Origin of the sequence: Streptomyces sp. NPDC085932 (assembly GCF_044540525.1) — a bacterium.
Taxonomy (GTDB): domain Bacteria; phylum Actinomycetota; class Actinomycetes; order Streptomycetales; family Streptomycetaceae; genus Streptomyces; species Streptomyces levis.
Window position 1 is genome coordinate 408,401 of the sequence record NZ_JBITSJ010000008.1, and the last position, 17,410, is coordinate 425,810.

16 protein-coding genes and 1 pseudogene are annotated in these 17,410 nt (G+C 74.5%); 8 read left to right on the plus strand and 9 right to left on the minus strand.

Features of this window, described 5'->3' with window-relative positions; all coding sequences use genetic code 11:
- Positions 1-48 precede the first annotated feature (48 nt).
- Positions 49-879 carry a polyprenol monophosphomannose synthase gene (locus ACIGAQ_RS34600; protein ID WP_399790018.1) on the plus strand — a complete coding sequence of 277 codons (831 nt, stop codon included), beginning with the start codon at positions 49-51 and terminating at the stop codon, positions 877-879.
- 81 nt (positions 880-960) lie between these two features.
- Positions 961-1,539: an FxsA family membrane protein gene (gene fxsA, locus ACIGAQ_RS34605; RefSeq protein WP_362283957.1), complete on the plus strand. Its 579-nt coding sequence runs from the start codon at positions 961-963 to the stop codon at positions 1,537-1,539.
- A gap of 136 nt (positions 1,540-1,675) precedes the next feature.
- Here fxsA and ACIGAQ_RS34610 read toward each other — a convergent pair whose 3' ends face one another.
- The 4 genes from ACIGAQ_RS34610 to ACIGAQ_RS34625 all read right to left on the minus strand — a co-directional run bounded on the left by ACIGAQ_RS34610 (position 1,676) and on the right by ACIGAQ_RS34625 (position 5,130).
- Positions 1,676-2,050 carry an RNA polymerase-binding protein RbpA gene (locus ACIGAQ_RS34610; protein WP_003977404.1) on the minus strand — a complete coding sequence of 125 codons (375 nt, stop codon included), beginning with the start codon at positions 2,048-2,050 and terminating at the stop codon, positions 1,676-1,678.
- Positions 2,051-2,316: 266 nt separating this feature from the next.
- Positions 2,317-3,663, minus strand: coding sequence for an MFS transporter (locus ACIGAQ_RS34615; protein WP_399790020.1), 1,347 nt, complete (start codon positions 3,661-3,663; stop codon positions 2,317-2,319).
- Positions 3,664-3,712: 49 nt separating this feature from the next.
- Positions 3,713-4,480, minus strand: coding sequence for a glycerophosphodiester phosphodiesterase (locus ACIGAQ_RS34620; protein WP_311687832.1), 768 nt, complete (start codon positions 4,478-4,480; stop codon positions 3,713-3,715).
- The gene (locus ACIGAQ_RS34625; RefSeq protein WP_311687833.1) at positions 4,477-5,130 is read right to left on the minus strand and encodes a hypothetical protein; all 654 of its coding nucleotides are present in this window, start codon (positions 5,128-5,130) and stop codon (positions 4,477-4,479) included. The genes ACIGAQ_RS34620 and ACIGAQ_RS34625 overlap by 4 nt, the downstream gene beginning before the upstream one ends.
- 101 nt (positions 5,131-5,231) lie before the next feature.
- On the opposite strand from ACIGAQ_RS34625, the gene ACIGAQ_RS34630 reads away from it, so the two are divergent.
- A complete protein-coding gene (locus ACIGAQ_RS34630) occupies positions 5,232-6,731 on the plus strand; it encodes a PLP-dependent aminotransferase family protein (protein ID WP_399790024.1) in 1,500 nt (499 codons plus the stop codon).
- A 37-nt stretch (positions 6,732-6,768) separates the two neighbouring features.
- On the opposite strand, the gene ACIGAQ_RS34635 is transcribed toward ACIGAQ_RS34630, so the two are convergent.
- Entirely contained in the window at positions 6,769-8,763 is a 1,995-nt protein-coding gene (locus ACIGAQ_RS34635; RefSeq protein WP_399790027.1) for a hypothetical protein, read from the minus strand.
- Positions 8,764-8,815: 52 nt separating this feature from the next.
- On the minus strand, positions 8,816-9,010 hold the full coding sequence (locus tag ACIGAQ_RS34640) for a hypothetical protein (protein WP_030843336.1): 195 nt from the start codon (positions 9,008-9,010) through the stop codon (positions 8,816-8,818).
- 298 nt (positions 9,011-9,308) lie between these two features.
- Here ACIGAQ_RS34640 and ACIGAQ_RS34645 point away from each other — a divergent pair, with 298 nt between their 5' ends.
- The 5 genes and pseudogenes from ACIGAQ_RS34645 (at position 9,309) to ACIGAQ_RS34665 (ending at position 14,942) form a co-directional block, all read left to right on the plus strand.
- A complete protein-coding gene (locus ACIGAQ_RS34645) occupies positions 9,309-9,701 on the plus strand; it encodes an ankyrin repeat domain-containing protein (protein ID WP_311687836.1) in 393 nt (130 codons plus the stop codon).
- Between the two features lie 300 nt (positions 9,702-10,001).
- Positions 10,002-11,420, plus strand: coding sequence for a HEAT repeat domain-containing protein (locus tag ACIGAQ_RS34650; protein WP_399790030.1), 1,419 nt, complete (start codon positions 10,002-10,004; stop codon positions 11,418-11,420).
- A 186-nt stretch (positions 11,421-11,606) separates the two neighbouring features.
- Complete coding sequence (locus tag ACIGAQ_RS34655; protein WP_399790033.1) at positions 11,607-12,734, plus strand: glycosyltransferase family 4 protein; 1,128 nt, start codon at positions 11,607-11,609, stop codon at positions 12,732-12,734.
- On the plus strand, positions 12,731-14,041 hold the full coding sequence (locus ACIGAQ_RS34660; protein ID WP_399790036.1) for a glycosyltransferase: 1,311 nt from the start codon (positions 12,731-12,733) through the stop codon (positions 14,039-14,041). The genes ACIGAQ_RS34655 and ACIGAQ_RS34660 overlap by 4 nt, the downstream gene beginning before the upstream one ends.
- Positions 14,038-14,942: pseudogene (locus ACIGAQ_RS34665) on the plus strand (SGNH/GDSL hydrolase family protein). Before ACIGAQ_RS34660 ends, ACIGAQ_RS34665 begins: the two are co-directional and overlap by 4 nt.
- 222 nt (positions 14,943-15,164) lie before the next feature.
- Here ACIGAQ_RS34665 and ACIGAQ_RS34670 read toward each other — a convergent pair.
- Genes ACIGAQ_RS34670 through ACIGAQ_RS34680 form a run of 3 tightly spaced genes read right to left on the minus strand, consistent with a single transcriptional unit; the run spans position 15,165 to position 17,403 of the window.
- Complete coding sequence (locus tag ACIGAQ_RS34670; RefSeq protein ID WP_399790039.1) at positions 15,165-16,034, minus strand: biotin-dependent carboxyltransferase family protein; 870 nt, start codon at positions 16,032-16,034, stop codon at positions 15,165-15,167.
- Positions 16,031-16,648 carry an allophanate hydrolase subunit 1 gene (locus tag ACIGAQ_RS34675; protein ID WP_399790042.1) on the minus strand — a complete coding sequence of 206 codons (618 nt, stop codon included), beginning with the start codon at positions 16,646-16,648 and terminating at the stop codon, positions 16,031-16,033. The genes ACIGAQ_RS34670 and ACIGAQ_RS34675 overlap by 4 nt, the downstream gene beginning before the upstream one ends.
- Entirely contained in the window at positions 16,645-17,403 is a 759-nt protein-coding gene (locus ACIGAQ_RS34680; RefSeq protein ID WP_311687842.1) for a 5-oxoprolinase subunit PxpA, read from the minus strand. The genes ACIGAQ_RS34675 and ACIGAQ_RS34680 overlap by 4 nt, the downstream gene beginning before the upstream one ends.
- Between the last annotated feature and the right edge of the window lie 7 nt (positions 17,404-17,410).

Below are 17,410 nucleotides of genomic sequence, written 5' to 3' on the forward strand. Positions count from 1 at the left end.
CGAGGGCCACTATGGTGGACCCCTGCGTACGGACATGAAGGGGCAGCAGTGAACGACGGCGACGGCACCCTCGCGGCAGGAGCCCAGGGGAGGAAGTTCGGCCCGCTCGGCACGGCCTTGGTGATCATCCCGACCTACAACGAGGCGGAGAACATCAAGAGCATCGTCGGCCGGGTGCGCGAGGCCGTCCCCGAGGCGCACGTGCTCGTGGCCGACGACAACAGCCCGGACGGCACGGGCAAGCTCGCCGACGAACTGGCGGTCTCGGACGACCACGTCCACGTGCTGCACCGCAAGGGCAAGGAGGGCCTGGGCGCCGCCTACCTCGCGGGTTTCCGCTGGGGCCTGGAGCGCGACTACGGCGTGCTGGTCGAGATGGACGCCGACGGCTCCCACCAGCCCGAGGAGCTGCCCCGCCTGCTCACCGCCCTCAAGAACGCCGACCTGGTGCTGGGCTCGCGCTGGGTGCCCGGCGGCCGGGTGGTGAACTGGCCGAAGTCCCGCGAGGTGATCTCCCGGGGCGGCAGCCTCTACTCCCGGCTGGCGCTGGACCTGCCGCTGCGCGACATCACCGGCGGCTACCGCGCCTTCCGCCGCGAGACCCTGGAGGGCCTCGGCCTCGACGAGGTCGCCTCGCAGGGCTACTGCTTCCAGGTGGACCTCGCCCGGCGCGCCGTCAAGGCCGGCTACCAGGTCGTGGAGGTGCCCATCACCTTCGTCGAGCGCGAACTCGGCGACTCCAAGATGAGCCGCGACATCCTCGTCGAGGCGCTGTGGCGGGTCACGGCCTGGGGCGTGGGGGAGCGCGTCGGCAAGGTCACGGGGCGCGGCGCCAAGCCGCCCGTCGCGGGGCGCGGCGGCGAGCCGCCGAAGCCGTAGCCGCTCCGGGTCCGGCCACGCACAGGATCGCCTGATCGGGGCCTTATCCCGTGCTGAGCCGGGGCCGGGCACACTGGTGTCATGACGACTGGCGCTCAGACCCCCAGCCACCCCGCCCGGCCCCGGCGCTCCCGCCTGCGCAGGTTCCTTCCGCTGGGCGTCGCCGCGTGGCTCGTGCTGGAGATCTGGCTGCTCACGCTGGTCGCCGGGGCGTCGAACGGCCTGGTGGTCCTCCTGCTCCTGCTGGCGGGTCTCGTCCTCGGCTCGGTGGTCATCAAGCGGGCCGGCCGGCGTGCCTTCCGCAGGCTGTCCGAGGCGCTGCAACAGCAGCAGAGCGGTGCGATGCCCGCTGCGGCCCGGCCCGACAGCGAGGGCAACGGCCTGATGATGCTGGGCGGCCTGCTCCTGATGATCCCCGGCCTGGTCTCCGACGCCGTGGGGCTGCTCCTGCTGCTGCCCCCGGTGCAGAAGGCCGTGAGCCGCTCCGCCGAGCGCACCTTCGAGCGCAAGCTCCGCGAAGCCGACCCGGGCACCCTGGGCGGCGCCTTCCAGCAGGCCCGCATGTACCGCCCCGACGGCAAGGTCGTCCAGGGCGAGGTCGTCCGCGACGAGCCGGGCGGCGGCGCCCCGGAGCAGCCGCGCCCGCCGCTGACCCGCTGATCCGGCCGGGGATCAACCGCGTTTCACTGATCCGGCCGTGAGAAGGAACCCATGAAAAACCGCGGGCGCCGTACTTCACGTACGGCGCCCGCGGTTGTCGATGTGCGCTGATCTGTCCGCCAGGCCTTGCGGGGACCTAGGCCGACTTGCGGCTGTCCCGGGGATGAACCGCGATGTTCATCGCTCCGGAGCGAAGAACCGCCAGGCGCTCCTCGAGGACCTCTTCGAGTTCCTCGCGGGTGCGCCGCTCCATCAGCATGTCCCAATGCGTACGCGCGGGCTTGGCCTTCTTCTCTTCCGGGCCGTCGCCGTCCACCAGGAGTGCCTGGGCCCCGCAGACCTTGCACTCCCACTCCGGCGGGATCTCCGCCTCGACCGAGAAGGGCATCTCGAAGCGGTGCCCCTTCTCGCATGCGTACTCCACGGCCTGGCGCGGGGCCAGGTCGATGCCGCGGTCCGTCTCGTAGCTGGTCACCACGAGGCGCGTGCCGCGAAGAGCTCGCTCACTCATGAATCGTGCCTCCCGGGCTTGTCGCCCACAGGACAGGTGTCGCTGTCGTCGTCATCCGGTCAACGTCCGGTCGGCGGTAAAGATTCCCGTTCCGAGTCCCGTTCCGGGTCATGCGTCGCCGTCGTAGCCGCCCTTGTTGTACCCACCAGCGCCCGGTTTGTCACATCTGCTAGCAGATGTAACCCAGCGTTTCGGCATCTTTGACGCGCAGTAACGGTACGCCTGGCAGGCCAAACGCGTACACTACAGCCCTTTCGCGTCGAGTGCTAAATCCTGTCAGGAACCGAATTCCCCGCTTCTTCGATCGCACGCCGTACCGGCACCCGGGCGAGCAGGGCGAATCCGAGTACGAAGAAGATCACCAGCGAGATGATCGCGTCCCGGTAGCTCCCGGTGAGCTGATAGGTCAGCCCGAACAGCAGCGGGCCCAGCCAGCTCATGCCGCGGTCGCTCAGCTCGTACGCGGAGAAGTATTCGGCCTCCTTGCCCGGCGGGACGAGGTGGGAGAACAGGGAGCGGGACAGCGCCTGGCTGCCGCCGAGCACCAGACCGATCCCGGCGGCCAGGACGAAGAACCACACCGGCGCGCCGGCCGGCAGGAAGAACCCGGCCGCGAGCGTCACCGTCCAGGCGACGAGCGAGCCCAGGATCGTGCGCTTGGCGCCGTAGAGCCGGGCCAGCCGGCCCATCGTCAGCGCGCCCGCCACGGCCAGCACCTGCACCAGCAGCACGGCCCCGATCAGGGTGGACTGCCCGAGGCCCAGCTCCTTCGAGCCGTAGACCGACGCCTGGGAGATCACCGTCTGGATGCCGTCGTTGTAGACGAGGTAGGCGAGCAGGAAGGTGAGCGTCAGGGGGTGGCGGCGCATGTCGCGGACGGTCGCGGCGAGCTGCCGGAAGCCCGGCAGGGCCGCCGCCTCCCGCGGCGCGGCCCTCCGGTCGCGCAGCCGGGTGAGCGGGATCAACGCGAAGGCGCCCCACCACAGCCCGGCCGACGCCAGACAGATGCGCACGGCCGTGCTCTCCGAGACGCCGAAGCCCTCATGGCCGGTGTACAGCACCAGGTTGGCGACGAGGACCAGCGCGCCGGCCGCGTACCCGAAGGCCCAGCCCCGCGACGACACCGCGTCCCGCTGCTCGGGCGGGGCGATCTGCGGCAGGTAGGAGTTGTAGAGCATCATCGCCACGGACTGCGCGGCGTTGGCGACGACCAGCAGGGCGCCGCCGAGCAGGTAGCGGTCGCCGTCCAGGAAGAACATGGCCGTCGTCGCGCCGGCTCCCGTGTACGCGGCGGCCGCGAGAAGCGGCTTCTTGCGGCCGGTGCGGTCGGCGGCGGCGCCCACCAGCGGCATCACCAGCACGGCCACGATCACCGACAGGGACACCGAGTACGCGAAGAAGGACCCGGCGCGCACCGGGATGCCGAGCGGGTGGACGTACCCGTCGCCGTCCGCGGCCGACTCCGCGACCGACGTCAGATAGGGGCCGAGGAAGACGGTGAGCACGCTCGTCGAGTAGACGGAGCACGCCCAGTCGTAGAAGTACCAGCCGCGTTGCTCGCGTCCGAGCTCCGCCCCGCCGGCGGGCGGTGTCCGCAGGGTGTCGGTGCCCACCCGTGCCCTCGCTTCCCCGTGTCCGCGCGAAGGCGTCGGGCCCGGGGTCTCAGACCCAGACGCCGCGGTCCTCCATGACCTTGCGCAACGTGTCGATGTGATCGGTCATGATGCCATCCACGCCGAGGTCCAGAAGCCGGTGCATGCTCTCGGGCTCGTTCACCGTCCAGACGTGCACCTGGAGCCCGCGCGCGTGGGCGGCGCGTACGAAGCGGTGGTCGACGACCTGGATGCCGGACTGCACCTCCGGCACCTGCGCGGCCACCGCCGAGCGGCGCACCGCCGCCGGCAGCCCCCAGGAGCGCAGCCGCAGACCCAGCACGCCCCGGGTGCCGTACGACGTGGCCAGCCGCGGGCCGGCCAGGCGCTGGGCGCGCACCACGCGTGCCTCGGAGAACGAGCCGAGGCAGACCCGGTCCCAGGAGTCGGTCCGGCCGACCAGGTCGAGGAAGGGGAGCAGGGCGGCCTCCGCCTTGACGTCCACGTTCCAGCGCACGTCCGGGAAGGCCTCCAGCAGCTCCTCGAAGAGCGGCAGGGGTTCCCGGCCCGCCACGCGCGCCTGCCGCACCTCCTGCCACGGGAGGTCCGCGATCCGGCCCGCGCCGTCGGTCACCCGGTCCAGGGTCGTGTCGTGGAAGGCGACGAGGGTGCCGTCCCGGGTGGTGTGCACGTCGGTCTCGATGTACCGGTAGCCGGCCTCGACGGCGGCGCGGAACTGCCGCACGGTGTTCTCCAGGCCGTCCGCGGCCCCGCCCCGGTGGGCGAACGGGATCGGACCGGGATGGTCGAGGTAGGGGTGGCGTATCGGCGGGGTCACGGACGCAGTATCGCCCCTTCCGGTTGACCGGTGGCAACGACCGTGCTGCCGACGGGTGCCGCGGGGACGGCGAACAGCCGCAGGAACAGCTGGGCGAGCGGCCCGATGGACAGCGCGTACAGCAGGGTGCCGACCCCGACGGTGCCGCCCAGGGCGAAGCCGGTCGCCACGACGGTGAGCTCGATGCCCGTGCGGACCAGACGGATCGAGACACCCGTGAGCTGGTGCAGTCCGGTCATCAGGCCGTCGCGCGGGCCCGGGCCGAAGCGCGCGGCGATGTAGAGACCGGTCGCCGCGCCGTTCAGGACGATCCCGGCCGTCATCTCGGTCACGCGCAGGGCCCAGCCGTGCGCGTCGGGCACCACGGCGAGGGTCGCGTCCATCGCCATGCCGATCACCAGCACGTTGGAGATCGTGCCCAGGCCCGGTCGCTGGCGGAGCGGGATCCACGCGAGCAGCACGGCCGCGCCGACGATCGTCAGGACGACGCCGATCGAGAGCCCGGTCCGCTCGGCGAGGCCCTGGTGCAGGACGTTCCACGGCTCCAGGCCGAGGCCCGACCGGACGAGCAGCGCGGAACTCGCGCCGTACAGCGCGAGACCGGCGTAGAGCTGGACGAGCCGCCGGGTGAGATGCCCCCGCGTGGCCATGATGTGCCCCCCGTGTGGTGGTAGTGGACTGATGCATGACACCCTGTGGCGTGGATGGAGCGGCCATCCAGGGCCAATCCGGGGAAGGTGGACTGATTCCGATGGCGCAGTGGACCTCGGCCGTGGGGGCGGCGCAGCTCGCCCGGTTGCTCAACAGCCAGCAGGACCGTCCGGCGGGTCCCGGCACGCGCCGCCCGCCGGCCTATCGCGCGCTCGCCGACGGCATCCGCCTGCTGGTGCTCGAAGGGCGCGTCCCGGTGGCCGCCCGGCTGCCCGCCGAACGGGAGCTCGCCCTCTCCCTCAGTGTCAGCCGTACGACGGTCGCCGCCGCCTACGAGGCGCTGCGCAGCGAAGGGTTCCTGGAGTCGCGGCGGGGCGCGGGCAGCTGGACCGCCGTGCCCGCCGGGAACCCGCTGCCCGCGCGGGGACTGGAGCCCCTGCCGCCGGAAGCCCTCGGCTCGATGATCGATCTCGGTTGCGCCGCGCTGCCCGCACCCGAGCCCTGGCTCACCCGGGCCGTGCAGGGCGCGCTGGAGGAGCTGCCGCCGTACGCGCACACGCACGGCGACTATCCCGCCGGGCTGCCCGCGCTGCGGGCGATGATCGCCGAGCGCTACACCCTGCGCGGCATCCCCACCATGCCCGAGCAGATCATGGTGACGACCGGCGCGATGGGCGCGATCGACGCGATCTGCCACCTCTTCGGCGGGCGGGGCGAGCGCATCGCCGTCGAGTCGCCTTCCTACGCCAACATCCTCCAGCTGATGCGGGAGGCCGGGGCCCGGCTGGTGCCCGTCGCGATGGCCGAGGGGCTCACCGGCTGGGACATGGACCGCTGGCGGCAGGTCCTGCGGGACGCCGCGCCCCGGATCGCCTACGTCGTGGCCGACTTCCACAACCCGACCGGCGCGCTCGCCGACGAGGACCAGCGGCGGCGGCTGGTGGACGCGGCACGGTCCGCGGGGACGGTGCTGATCGCCGACGAGACGATGAGCGAGTTGTGGCTCGATCCTGAGGTGGAGATGCCGCGGCCGGTGTGCGCCTTCGATCCCGCCGGGTCGACCGTGATCACGGTGGGCTCGGCCAGCAAGGCGTTCTGGGCCGGGATGCGCATCGGGTGGGTGCGGGCCGCGCCGGACGTGATCCGCAGCCTGGTCGCGGCCCGGGCCTACGCCGATCTGGGCACGCCCGTGCTGGAGCAGCTGGCCGTCAACTGGCTGTTCGGCACGGGGGGCTGGGAACAGGCCGTGCAGGTGCGCCGGGAGCAGGCCCGGTCGAACCGGGACGAACTGGTGGCGGCCGTGCGCCGGGAGCTGCCCGGGTGGGAGTTCGAGGTGCCGCGCGGCGGGCTCACCCTCTGGGTGCGCACCGGTGGGCTGTCCGGTTCGCGGCTGGCGGAGGCGGGGGAGCGCGTGGGCGTGCGCGTGCCGTCCGGGCCGCGGTTCGGGGTGGACGGGGCGTTCGAGGGGTACGTGCGGCTGCCGTTCACCGTGGGCGGGGCGGTGGCCGAGGAGGCGGCGGTACGGCTGGCCGCGGCGGCGGGTCTGGTGGAGTCGGGCGGCGTGGGGGGCACGGAGGCGCCGCGCACGTTCGTGGCGTAGGGAGGCGCGACGCCGCGTCCCTACGCCACGACAGGCCCTAGCCTCGGCCCTGCTGCGCCTCCGTCGGCTTGGTGAGGACGGGGACGGGGTCGGGCAGGGGGGCCTTGGCGAGGACCGGGGCCGGGTTGGGGGCGGGGTCCTTGGTGAGCACCGGGACCGGATCCGGCAGGGCGGCCTCGGTGAGCACGGGGACGGGGTTCGACACCGGCTCCCCAGTGAGGACCGGGACGGGGTTCGACACCGGCTTCTCGGTGAGGACCGGGACCGGGGTCGACACCGGCTCCTCGGCGAGGGCCGGTTCCGGCTGGGACTCCGGCTGGTCGGCGGTCACCGCCACCGCGGTGGGCTCGGTGGTCACGGCCGCCACGCTGGGTTCCGCCGTCACCGCCACCGCCCTGGGCTCCGCGGTCACGGCCGCCGGCTCCGGTTCCCGTTCCGTCGGCACCGGCTCCGTCGGCACCGGCCCCGTCGGCACCGGCTCCGGCTCGCCGGGTGACCCGTCCGGCTCCGGGACCGTCTCCCCGTCCGCCGGGGTCGTGCGGGGCGGGAGAAGGGCCAGGACCGCCTCGCGGTGCGCCTCGGGAGCCGCGTCGTCGAAGGGGTTCGGCGTGGCCGGGACCTGGAGGCGGTGGACCGGGCCGTTGCCCAGGCGGGCGTAGCCGCGCCCGGGCGGGATCAGGTCCACGGGCGTGGTGTGCGGGGGCGCGCCCAGCACCGACTCGAGCTGTTCGGCCGTGGCCGGGCCGAGGACCACGCGTGCGCGGGTGTGCCGGTGCACCGGCTCGCCGAGGGCCTCGAAGCCGTCCAGCTGGTCGGCCACCACCACGGTCACGTTCGCCGGCCGGCCGTGCCGCAGCGGGACCTGGAGAAGGGACTGCGGGTCCTTGCGGTCGTCCGCCGCGGCCAGGTGGGTGAACGCGGTGGGGCGGTCCAGGAGGATCCACAGCGGCCGCTTGGGCGGGGGATGCCCCGCCTGGTGGGCACGGTTGGCGGCGATGAGGCGGCGCTCCGTCTCCGTCGCGGCCCACTCCAGGCTGGCCGTCGCGCCACTGAGTCCGCACTCGACGGCCAGGACGCCGTCCCGGCCGGTCAGGCAGGCGTACTCGCCGGTGCCGCCGCCGTCGACGATCACCACGTCGCCGTGCCGGAGGGCCTGCAGCGCGATGGAGCGCAGCAGCGTCGAGACGCCGCTGCCGGGCTGGCCCAGGACGAGCAGGTGCGGCTCCGTGGAGCGCAGGCCCGTGCGCCAGACGACCGGGGGCACGTCCCGCCGCTGCTCGCCGTGGCCCAGGGGGAGCGTGCGCCGGACCCGGGTCGGGTCGGTGACGCCCAGGACCGTCTCGCCGGGGGCGGTGACGAAGCGCTGGGCGGTGATGTCGACGGGGAGGGGCAGCAGCACGCCGAACGTCAGCTGGTTGCCCTCCTCGTCCCAGGTGAAGTGGTACTCGCGGCCGCGGCCGGACTTGGCCGCGAGGAGGTGCTCGATCCGCGCGCGGGCCTCGGCCTCGCCGTCGGTGAAGTACGCCGGGTAGCGCACCACCAGGTGGGAGATCCGGCCGCCGCCGTCGAACGCGTAGGTGGGGAAGGCCTTGTCCCACGCGCCGCCGTGCGCGTACAGCGGCTCGGGGTCCTCGGCGGTGGAGAAGTACGGCACGAGCGCCTCGTACAGCGACTTCAGGCGCTCGCTCTGGGACTCGTCGGGCCCGTCGGGAGCCGCCGGCGTGCGGTCCCGGCCCTTCCAGGCCGCTGCCGCCATCAGGGTGATGGCGGCCAGCAGCGGCCCGTACGGCATCAGGGCCACCACGAGGATCACGGAGGCCACCAGGAACAGCAGCGCCCCCCGTTTCTCCTTCGGGGTCTCGGTCCATCTGCGCCGCCCGGCCGCTGCCAGCCGGCGCAGACCCCGCGTGATCGTGATCAGCGGGTGGAGGACGTCGGTGGCGCTGTCGGCGGCCGTCCGGGCCAGCTCCCGGCTCCGGGCGAGCTGGGCGCTGCCGTTGCTCAGAATGCGGGGGAGGGGGCGCCGGGCCACTGCTGCCTCCAGTCGATGCGTACGGGCGGGGTGCGTACGGGGTGCGGGGTCGTCAGAACTTGATGCCGCCGAGGAGGCTCGCCAGGCTCTCGCCGCCCGCCTTGATGCTCGGGGCGATGGCCGTGCTCGCCAGGTAGAAGCCGAAGAGCATCGCCACCACCGCGTGCGAGGCCTTGAGGCCGTCCTTGCGGAAGAAGATGAAGACGACGATGCCGAGCAGGACCACGCCTGAGATGGACAGGATCATTTGAGTTCTCCTGGTTCGCGGGGACAGTCACCATGAGTACTTCCAGGCTCACAGGATGTATCCATACGATAAAAGGTGCAACTGGGTGAAATTCGGACGATTTCCCCCGAGTGGCGGAGTGGTCCGTGGTCCCTGCGGGCTCGGCTGTTGCGCCCGGCCACGTCTGTGGTGATCTTTACCTCGGGCACATCGGGTCATGTGCCGCGCGAGCCAGTACCCTGGCGATTCACTCGTACGGCTGCACCCGGCGCGGCCGTACGCACCCGACGTGACGTGTAGTGGAGAGGCGGTCCGGCAGATGACCGAAGTCCCCGACCCCGAGGTCGTGGAGCTGGCGACCAAGGTCTTCGATCTGGCCCGGCGGGGACAGACCGAGGCGCTCGTGGCGTACGTCGACGCGGGAGTTCCGGCCAACCTCACCAACGATCGCGGCGACTCGCTCGTGATGCTCGCCGCCTACCACGGCCACTCCGACGCGGTGCGCGCGCTGCTCGCCCGCGGCGCCGAGGCGGACCGCGTGAACGACCGGGGTCAGACCCCGCTCGCGGGGGCCGCCTTCAAGGGCGAGACGGACGTGATCAAGGCCCTTCTGGAGGGCGGCGCCGACCCGGCCGCCGGCACGCCGTCGGCCGTCGACACGGCCCGGATGTTCGGCCGGACGGAACTGCTCGAACTGTTCGGCGAGCACTAGGCCGACCGTTCCGACCTGGAACGACACGAGAAACGGGGGAGGCGGAACGGGGCCGCCGAAATTTCGGTCGCGGCAGACGGAAGTGCCGAGTCATCATGACGACGTGGTTCACGGACGTGATGGTTGGGCAGGTGTTGCCGCACCGCGCGGGCCGTGACGCGGTCCGCAAGGGCCACCGACGAGAGGCAGAGGAAGATGGTCTACAGCAAGCAGGAAACGGCGGGCACTCCGACGTGTTGTCGCGCGGCCAGGTAGTACACGTCCCCGGTTGCGTCGACGCTTGATGTGAGGCTGTTTCCCATGTTCGATCCGGTCATAGCGCCCAGCGGTACGCTGCTCGGCCTGCTCCAGCGGGGCCGCGGCGACGGCACACTGCACGCGCTCACCGCCCCGCGCCCCGAGGCGCTCGCGGCGCTCAACCACTGCGTGCTGCGCGATCCCCGCCACGACTGGCAGGTGGAGAACCGCTCCCTCTACTACGCCCGCCTCTACCTCGACCTCGACGGCGAGCTGGACGAGATCGAGGCCCACCTCTTCGACGCCGAGGACGTCCTCGACACCGACGAGTCGCGCACCGGGCTCGCCCTCGCCGTCCTCGGGCACCTCGCCTCCTACGGCCGGCGGGACGCGCTCGAACTGCTGCGCAGGTACGCCGCCCACGGCACCAACTGGGCCTGGGCCCTCGACGAACTGGCCCTGCGGGACGACGACGCGGGCCTGCGCGCCCTCGCCGCCCCCGTCCTCGCCCGGTTCCCGGCCGACCCCGAGGGCGAGGCCGAGCTGGCCGCCGCCGTCCGGGACGCCTTCGAACCCCGGCCGTGGCGGCTGTGGGCCGAGGACTCCCGCGCCTCTGTCGCCACGCGCGTGCGTGCCGCCCACGAAGCCGGCTGTTTCGACCGCTGGCAGCGGCAGATGCGCCCGTCCGGGCCGCGCCCCGGCTGGAGCGTGCGAGCCGTCTTCGAATGGGCCCAGCAGGGCCTCGATCGCGGCGCCGCGCTGCACGTGCCGGCCGCCCGCTGCCTGACCGCGGTGGCGGGACCCGAGGACCGGGACGAGATCGTCCGGGCCGCGCGGGACGGCGGTGACGGCGCCCGGTGCACCGCCCTGCGCTACCTCGCCGACGGCAACGATCCCGACGCCCTCGACCTGATCGAGGGCGCCGTGGCCACCGGCTCGACGGTCGTCGTCGACGCCGCCGTCGACGCCTTCGAACGGATGCGCTCCGTCGCCGCCGTCGACCGGGCACGCGGCTGGGCCCGGCGGCCCGACGCCCTCGGCGCCGCCGCCGGACGCGTCCTCGCCTGCCGGGGCGGCGCCCAGGACCGCGACCTGGTCCTCACCGCCCTCCGCGAGGCCGTACGGGGTGAAGGCCCCGACGCACCGACCCTGTGGACCCTCGTCGACGGCACCGGACGGCTCGGCATCGCCTGTGCCGCACCCGTCCTGCGCCACGTCTACCGCGAGACCGCCTCCTCCCACCTGCGCGGCCGGACCGCCCGTGCCCTCGCCGCCACCGACCCCTCCTTCGCCACCGGTTTCGCCGTCGAGTGCCTGTGGGACTGCGAGGAGACCACCCGCGAACTCGCCGCCCGGCACGCCGAGACCGGAGACGCCCGCGTCGTGGAGCGCCTGCGCCGGCTCGCCGCCGACCCCGCCGAGGAGGCCGAGGTCCAGACGGCCGTCCGCAGCCGGATCGGCCCGGAGGAAACCGCCGTGTGACCCCCTCCACGCAGGATGGCCAAGGCCGCATCAGGCCAGGGAGATGAACGTCGGGTGACCCGCGGGTCAGGAGGGCGTGGACACGGCCTGACCTGCGCGGGTGTGCATCGGAACGCTCATGGGACGTTCCTCGGCCGGAAAGATCGACGTTGACGCGGCCACGTCCGGCACGGCGACAACACCGGTATGCGTGTCGTCATCGTGACCGAATCCTTTCCCCCCGACGTGAACGGCGTGGCCCACTGCGCGCTCCAGACCGCCCGGCACCTCGTCGAGCGCGGTCACGCCCCCGTCGTCGTCGCCCCGGCCCCCGCACCGGGCAACAAGCCCGACGCGTCCGCGCCGTGCCCCGTCGTCCACGTCCCCTCCCTCCCGCTGCCCGGTTACCCCCAGGTCCGCGTCGCCCTCCCCAGCCGCCGCCTGGCCGCCACCCTCGTCGAGCACCGTGCCGAGGTCGTCCACCTGGCCAGCCCCTTCGTCCTCGGGGTGCGCGGCATGGCCGCCGCCGCCCGCCTCGGCATCCCCGCCGTCGCCGTCTACCAGACCGACCTGGCCGGATATGCCCGCACCTACATGGGCGCCGGAGAGGCCGCTGCCTGGCGGCGCATCCGCTCCGTCCACGGCGCCGCCGACCTCACCCTCGCCCCCTCCAGCGCGGCCCTGCACGACCTGCAGACCCACGGAGTGCCCCGGGTCGAGCTGTGGCCACGCGGTGTCGACACCGAACGGTTCCGGCCCGACCGCCGCGACGAGACCCTGCGCCGCGAACTCGCGCCGAACGGCGAGCTGATCGTCGGATACGTCGGCCGCCTCGCCCCCGAGAAGCACGTCGAACTCCTCGCCGGCGCCTGCGGCCTGGACGGCGTGCGCGTCGTGATCGTCGGGGACGGTCCCAGCCGGCCCTCGCTGGAGCAGGCGCTGCGGGGAGCCGTCTTCCTCGGCCGCCGCACCGGTGACGACCTCGCCCGGGTCTTCGCCTCGCTGGACCTCTTCGTGCACACCGGCCCCTTCGAGACCTTCTGCCAGACCGTCCAGGAGGCCATGGCCAGCGGGCTGCCCGTGGTGGCACCCGCCGCGGGCGGACCGCTCGACCTGGTCGCGCACGGACAGACCGGGCTGCTGGTGCCGCCGCGCGACGCGGCCGCCGTCCGGGACGCCGTACGGGCCCTGGCCGCCGAGCCGGCGCTGCGCGCCGCCTTCGGCGCCGCCGGGCGCGCCACGGTCGAGGGCCGCACCTGGGCCGCCGTCGGGGACCGGCTCATCGGCCACTACACCGACGTCCTCGCCGGACGCCGGACGGCGGTGGCGGCATGAACGCGCACACCGCGGGGCGCGAGGGCGGCGTGAACGCCCAGGCCGCAGACCGTAGTGGCGGTGTGAACGGGCACGCCGCAGGGGGCGATGGCGGTACGGACGCGCACACCGCGGGCCGCAGTGGCGGCGCGGACGCACACGCCGCAGGGCGCGGCTCGCTCCGGATCGTCCGGCTCGCCAACTTCGTCGCCCCGTCCTCCGGCGGTCTGCGCACCGCCCTGCGCGAGCTCGGCAAGGGCTACCGGGCGGCGGGACACGAGCCCGTCCTCGTGGTGCCCGGCGAGCGGACGAGCGACCGCGAGACCGAGCAGGGGCGGGTGATCACGCTGCCGGGGCCGCTGCTGCCCGGTACCGGCGGCTACCGCGTCCTCGCCGACAGGCGGCGGGTGGCCCGGCTCCTGGCGGAACTCGCGCCCGACCGGCTGGAGGTGTCCGACCGCACGACCCTGCGATGGACCGGCAAATGGGCGCGGCGCGCCCGGATCCCGGCCGTGATGGTCTCCCACGAGACCGCCGACGGCGTCCTGCGCACCTGGGGCCTGCCCGACGGGGCCGCCCGGCGCGCCGCCGACGCCCTCAACGTCCGTACGGCCCACACGTACGCGCGCGTGGTGTGCACCACCGAGTTCGCCGAGCGGGAGTTCGTGCGGATCGGGGCGCGCAACGTCGTCCGGGCGCCGCTCGGGGTCGACCTGGTGCAGCGGCACCCTGCCCTGCGCGACCCCGCGCTGCGGGCGCGGCACGCGCGCGAGGACGAGACGCTGCTGGTGATGTGCTCACGGCTGTCCGTGGAGAAGCGGCCCGGCACGGCGCTGGACGCCCTGGAGGCGCTGCGGCGGCGCGGACGCCGGGCGGTGCTCGTCGTGGCCGGGGACGGCCCGCTGCGGTCGCGGCTCGAACAGCGGGCACGGGAGAGCGGCCTGCCGGTCACCTTCCTCGGGCACCTCTCCGACCGCGCCCTGCTCGGCGCGCTCCAGGCGTCCGCCGACGTGGCCCTGGCGCCCGGGCCCGCCGAGACCTTCGGGCTCGCCGCGCTGGAGGCCATGGCCTGCGGCACGCCCGTGGTGGCGAGCGCCTCGTCGGCGCTGCCGGAGGTGATCGGCTCGGCCGGGGCCGTCGCCGCGGACCACGGGGAGGCCTTCGCGGACGCCGTGGACCTGCTGCTGGAACGGCTGGAGGCGGACCGCCGGGGGGCGGCACGCGCGCGTGCGGAGTGCTTCGGGTGGGATGCCGCGGTCGACGCGTTCCTCGCCGCCCATGACGCGGCCGTCCCGGCGCGGCCGTTCGTGCCCGGAGGCGTGGCATGAGACCCGCACCGAGGGAGGCGGCCGCACGCCGCGACGGGCCCTGCGGGAGCGGAGGGTCCTTGAGGTTCGTGGCTCTCGGGGACTCCTTGACCGAGGGCGTGGGCGACCCGGTGGACGACGGGTGGCGCGGCTGGGCGGCGCTGCTCGCCGCCGGGCTGGGGACGGGAGACGTCCGGTTCACCAATCTCGCGGTGAGCGGGGCACAGACCGGCGACGTGCTCGAACGGCAGCTCCCCGCCGCACTCGGACTGCGGCCCGACCTCGTGTCCGTCGTCGTCGGCGCGTCAACGACACCTTGCGCTGCACCTTCGACATCCAGGCCGTGGCGGCCCGGCTCGACCGGATCTACGCGGCCTGTGCCGGGCAGGGCGCGACGCTGCTCACGGCCTGCCTGCCCGACCCGGGCACGATGCTCGGGCTGCCGGGGGCCCTGGCCCGTCCGCTGGCGCGGCGGCAACGGGCCGTGAACGCGGTCGTCCACGCCCTGTCCGACCGGTACGGGGCGCTGCACCTGCACGCCTGCGCGGGCGACTGGATCACCGACCGGGCCATGTGGAGTGCGGACCGGCTGCACCCGGGGGAGCGGGGGCACCGGCAGCTGGCCCTGCGCTGCCACGCCCTGCTCGCCGAGCACGGGCTCGCCGCCGGGCCCGGGCCGTCGCCGGAGCCGGAGTCCCCCGGCCCGACGAGGTCGGCGAGCCTGTGGTGGCTGGCGACGGCCGGCACCGGCTGGGTGGCCCGCCGGTGCACCGACCTGCTGCCACAGCTGCTCACCCTCGCCGCCGACGAGCTCCGGCACCGTGCCCGGGGCACCAGCGCCCGGCTCGACCTGCGGGCCTCGGCGGCCGTGTCGGCGGCCCTGGCCGCGCTGTCGGTGGGCGAACAGACGGAGGCGGCCTGACCGACCCGCCCCCCAAGGGGCGCGGGGAACTGCGCGCACAGGCACCACCGCCCGGCAGACGGCACGCCACCGAGACTGATGCCGGGGTACGCCTGCCGGGTCGGGCGCGCCCGACACCCGATGCGCCCGTCGGGTCCCACCGCGCCCGGCATCCCGTTGCGCCTGCCGGGTCCGCCGCGCCCGGCACCCCGGGCCCGGTCCTTCCCCGGCGGCGCGCCCGGGCTAGCGGCGGCGTACCGCCACGAAGCGCACGGCCGTGCCCGGCATCGCCTGGGCGGCGGCCGGCAGGTCGGCGGGGCGGACGACGGCGATCACCGGGTAGCCGCCGGTGGTCGGATGGTCGGCCAGGAACACCACCGGCCGTCCGTCCGGCGGGACCTGCACCGCGCCCAGCACCATGCCCTCGCTGGGCAGCTCCCCGGGCCGGCCGCGCTCCAGGGCGGGCCCGTCCATGCGCAGGCCGATGCGGTTGCTCGCTGGGGACACCCGGTAGGCGCGGGAGACCAGGGTCCGTACGGCCTGCGGCGTGAACCAGTCCGCGCGCGGGCCGAGGGTCACCCGCAGGACCAGCTCGGCCGGAGGCGCCGGCTGCGGGGCGACGTCCACGCGCGCGTGCACGCCCGAGGGCCGGCCCAGCGGCAGCACCGTGCCGTCCGTGAGAGGCACCGGGCCGAGACCGGACAGCAGGTCGGTCGAGCGGCTGCCGAGCACCGGCTCCACGGCGATGCCGCCCGAAACACCCAGGTAGGCGCGCACGCCCGCGACGGCCGGACCGACGTCCAGCAGCGCACCGCCCGGCACCCGCACCGGCGCACCCCAGGCGGCGGGCCGTCCGTCCACCGTGACCCGGCAGGGCGCGCCCGCCACCGCCACCGTGACATCCGAACGGGGCCGCACGGCACAGCCGTCGAGGGTCGTCTCCAGCACGGCCGCTCCGGGCGGATTGCCGGTCAGCCGGTTGACGAGCGCCGCCGCCGGCCCGTCCAGCGCTCCGGAACGGGGCACCCCGAGGTGCGCGTGCCCGGGGCGGCCCCGGTCCTGCACGGTGGTGAGGGCCCCGGCGCGTACGACGGCGAGCGCGCGGTCCGTCATGACCGCGCCCCGGGAACGAACCGCACGCGCGCGCCCGGCGACAGCAGCGCGGCCGGCACGCGCGCGTGGTCCCACAGCACGGCGTCCGTGGTGCCGATCAACTGCCAGCCGCCCGGCGAGGAGCGCGGATAGACACCCGTGTACGGGCCCGCCAGGGCCACCGACCCGGCCGGGACGGAGGTGCGCGGGGTGGCGCGGCGCGGGACGTCGTAGCGGGGCGGCAGGCCCGTGAGGTAGCCGAAGCCGGGTGCGAAGCCGCAGAAGGCGACCCGGAACTCGGTGCCCGCGTGGATGCGGGCGACCTCCGGCTCCGGCACGCCCCAGTGCGCGGCGACGTCGGCCAGGTCCGGGCCGTCGTAGCGCACGGGGATCTCGATCACGTCACCCCCGGGCGGGGGAGCGGGCGGGAGGTCGGCCGCGGTCAGTTCGGCGGCGACCCGGCCCGGTGCGTCGAGGCCGTCCAGGAGGACCGTGCGGGCCGCCGGGACGATCTCGCGTGCCGTCAGCGAGCCCTCGGCGCGCCGCCGCAGCAGCTCCGCGTGCAGGGCCTGGGCCTCGTCGCCCGAGGAGACCTCGACGAGCAGGGCGTCGTCGCCGACGGGCAGCACCTTCATGCGAAAGCCTCCACCCGGACCCCGGACGACTCCAGCCGCTCCCGGACGCGGCGGGCCAGGTCCACCGCGCCGGGCGTGTCGCCGTGCAGGCACAGGGACCGCGCGCGCACCTCGATGCGCGCCCCGGACCCGGACACCACCTCGCCGGAGGCGGCCAGGCCCAGGGACCGTTCCACGACGGCGTCCGGGTCGGTGATCACCGCGCCCTCCCGGGAGCGGGGCACGAGAGTGCCCGCGTCGGTGTAGGCGCGGTCCGCGAACGCCTCCGGGACGGCCGGCAGCCCCGCCTTCCCGGCCAGCTCCAGCAGCCGTGAGCCGGGCAGGCCCAGGACGGGCAGCGCGGCGTCCGCCAGGAGCACGCCCTCGACGACCGCGGCGGCCTGCTCCTCGTCGTGCACGACCCGGTTGTAGAGCGCGCCGTGCGGTTTGACGTAGGCCACGCGGGAGCCGGCCGCACGCGCGAACACCTCCAGGGCGCCGATCTGGTAGGCGACCTCGGCCGCCAGTTCGGCGGGCGGCACGTCCATGGCGCGCCGCCCGAACCCGGCCAGGTCCCGATAGGACACCTGGGCGCCGATGCGCACCCCGCGTTCGGCCGCCAGCGCGCACACCCGGCGCATGGTGACCGCGTCCCCGGCGTGGAAGCCGCAGGCCACGTTGGCGCTGGTGACGACGGACAGCAGACGTTCGTCGTCGGTGAGCCGCCAGCGGCCGAAGCCCTCGCCGAGATCGGCGTTCAGGTCGATGCAGGCCATGATTCCA

Bases quoted from the DNA above. Each gene is read 5' to 3' on its own strand.
- fxsA (WP_362283957.1), top strand. From the start codon at position 961: ATGACGACTGGCGCTCAGACCCCCAGCCACCCCGCCCGGCCCCGGCGC.
- ACIGAQ_RS34610 (WP_003977404.1), bottom strand. From the start codon at position 2,050: ATGAGTGAGCGAGCTCTTCGCGGCACGCGCCTCGTGGTGACCAGCTAC.
- ACIGAQ_RS34625 (WP_311687833.1), bottom strand. From the start codon at position 5,130: ATGGCCACGCGGGGGCATCTCACCCGGCGGCTCGTCCAGCTCTACGCC.
- ACIGAQ_RS34630 (WP_399790024.1), top strand. From the start codon at position 5,232: ATGGCGCAGTGGACCTCGGCCGTGGGGGCGGCGCAGCTCGCCCGGTTG.
- ACIGAQ_RS34640 (WP_030843336.1), bottom strand. From the start codon at position 9,010: ATGATCCTGTCCATCTCAGGCGTGGTCCTGCTCGGCATCGTCGTCTTC.
- ACIGAQ_RS34645 (WP_311687836.1), top strand. From the start codon at position 9,309: ATGACCGAAGTCCCCGACCCCGAGGTCGTGGAGCTGGCGACCAAGGTC.
- ACIGAQ_RS34650 (WP_399790030.1), top strand. From the start codon at position 10,002: ATGTTCGATCCGGTCATAGCGCCCAGCGGTACGCTGCTCGGCCTGCTC.
- ACIGAQ_RS34655 (WP_399790033.1), top strand. From the start codon at position 11,607: ATGCGTGTCGTCATCGTGACCGAATCCTTTCCCCCCGACGTGAACGGC.
- ACIGAQ_RS34660 (WP_399790036.1), top strand. From the start codon at position 12,731: ATGAACGCGCACACCGCGGGGCGCGAGGGCGGCGTGAACGCCCAGGCC.
- ACIGAQ_RS34670 (WP_399790039.1), bottom strand. From the start codon at position 16,034: ATGACGGACCGCGCGCTCGCCGTCGTACGCGCCGGGGCCCTCACCACC.
- ACIGAQ_RS34675 (WP_399790042.1), bottom strand. From the start codon at position 16,648: ATGAAGGTGCTGCCCGTCGGCGACGACGCCCTGCTCGTCGAGGTCTCC.
- ACIGAQ_RS34680 (WP_311687842.1), bottom strand. From the start codon at position 17,403: ATGGCCTGCATCGACCTGAACGCCGATCTCGGCGAGGGCTTCGGCCGC.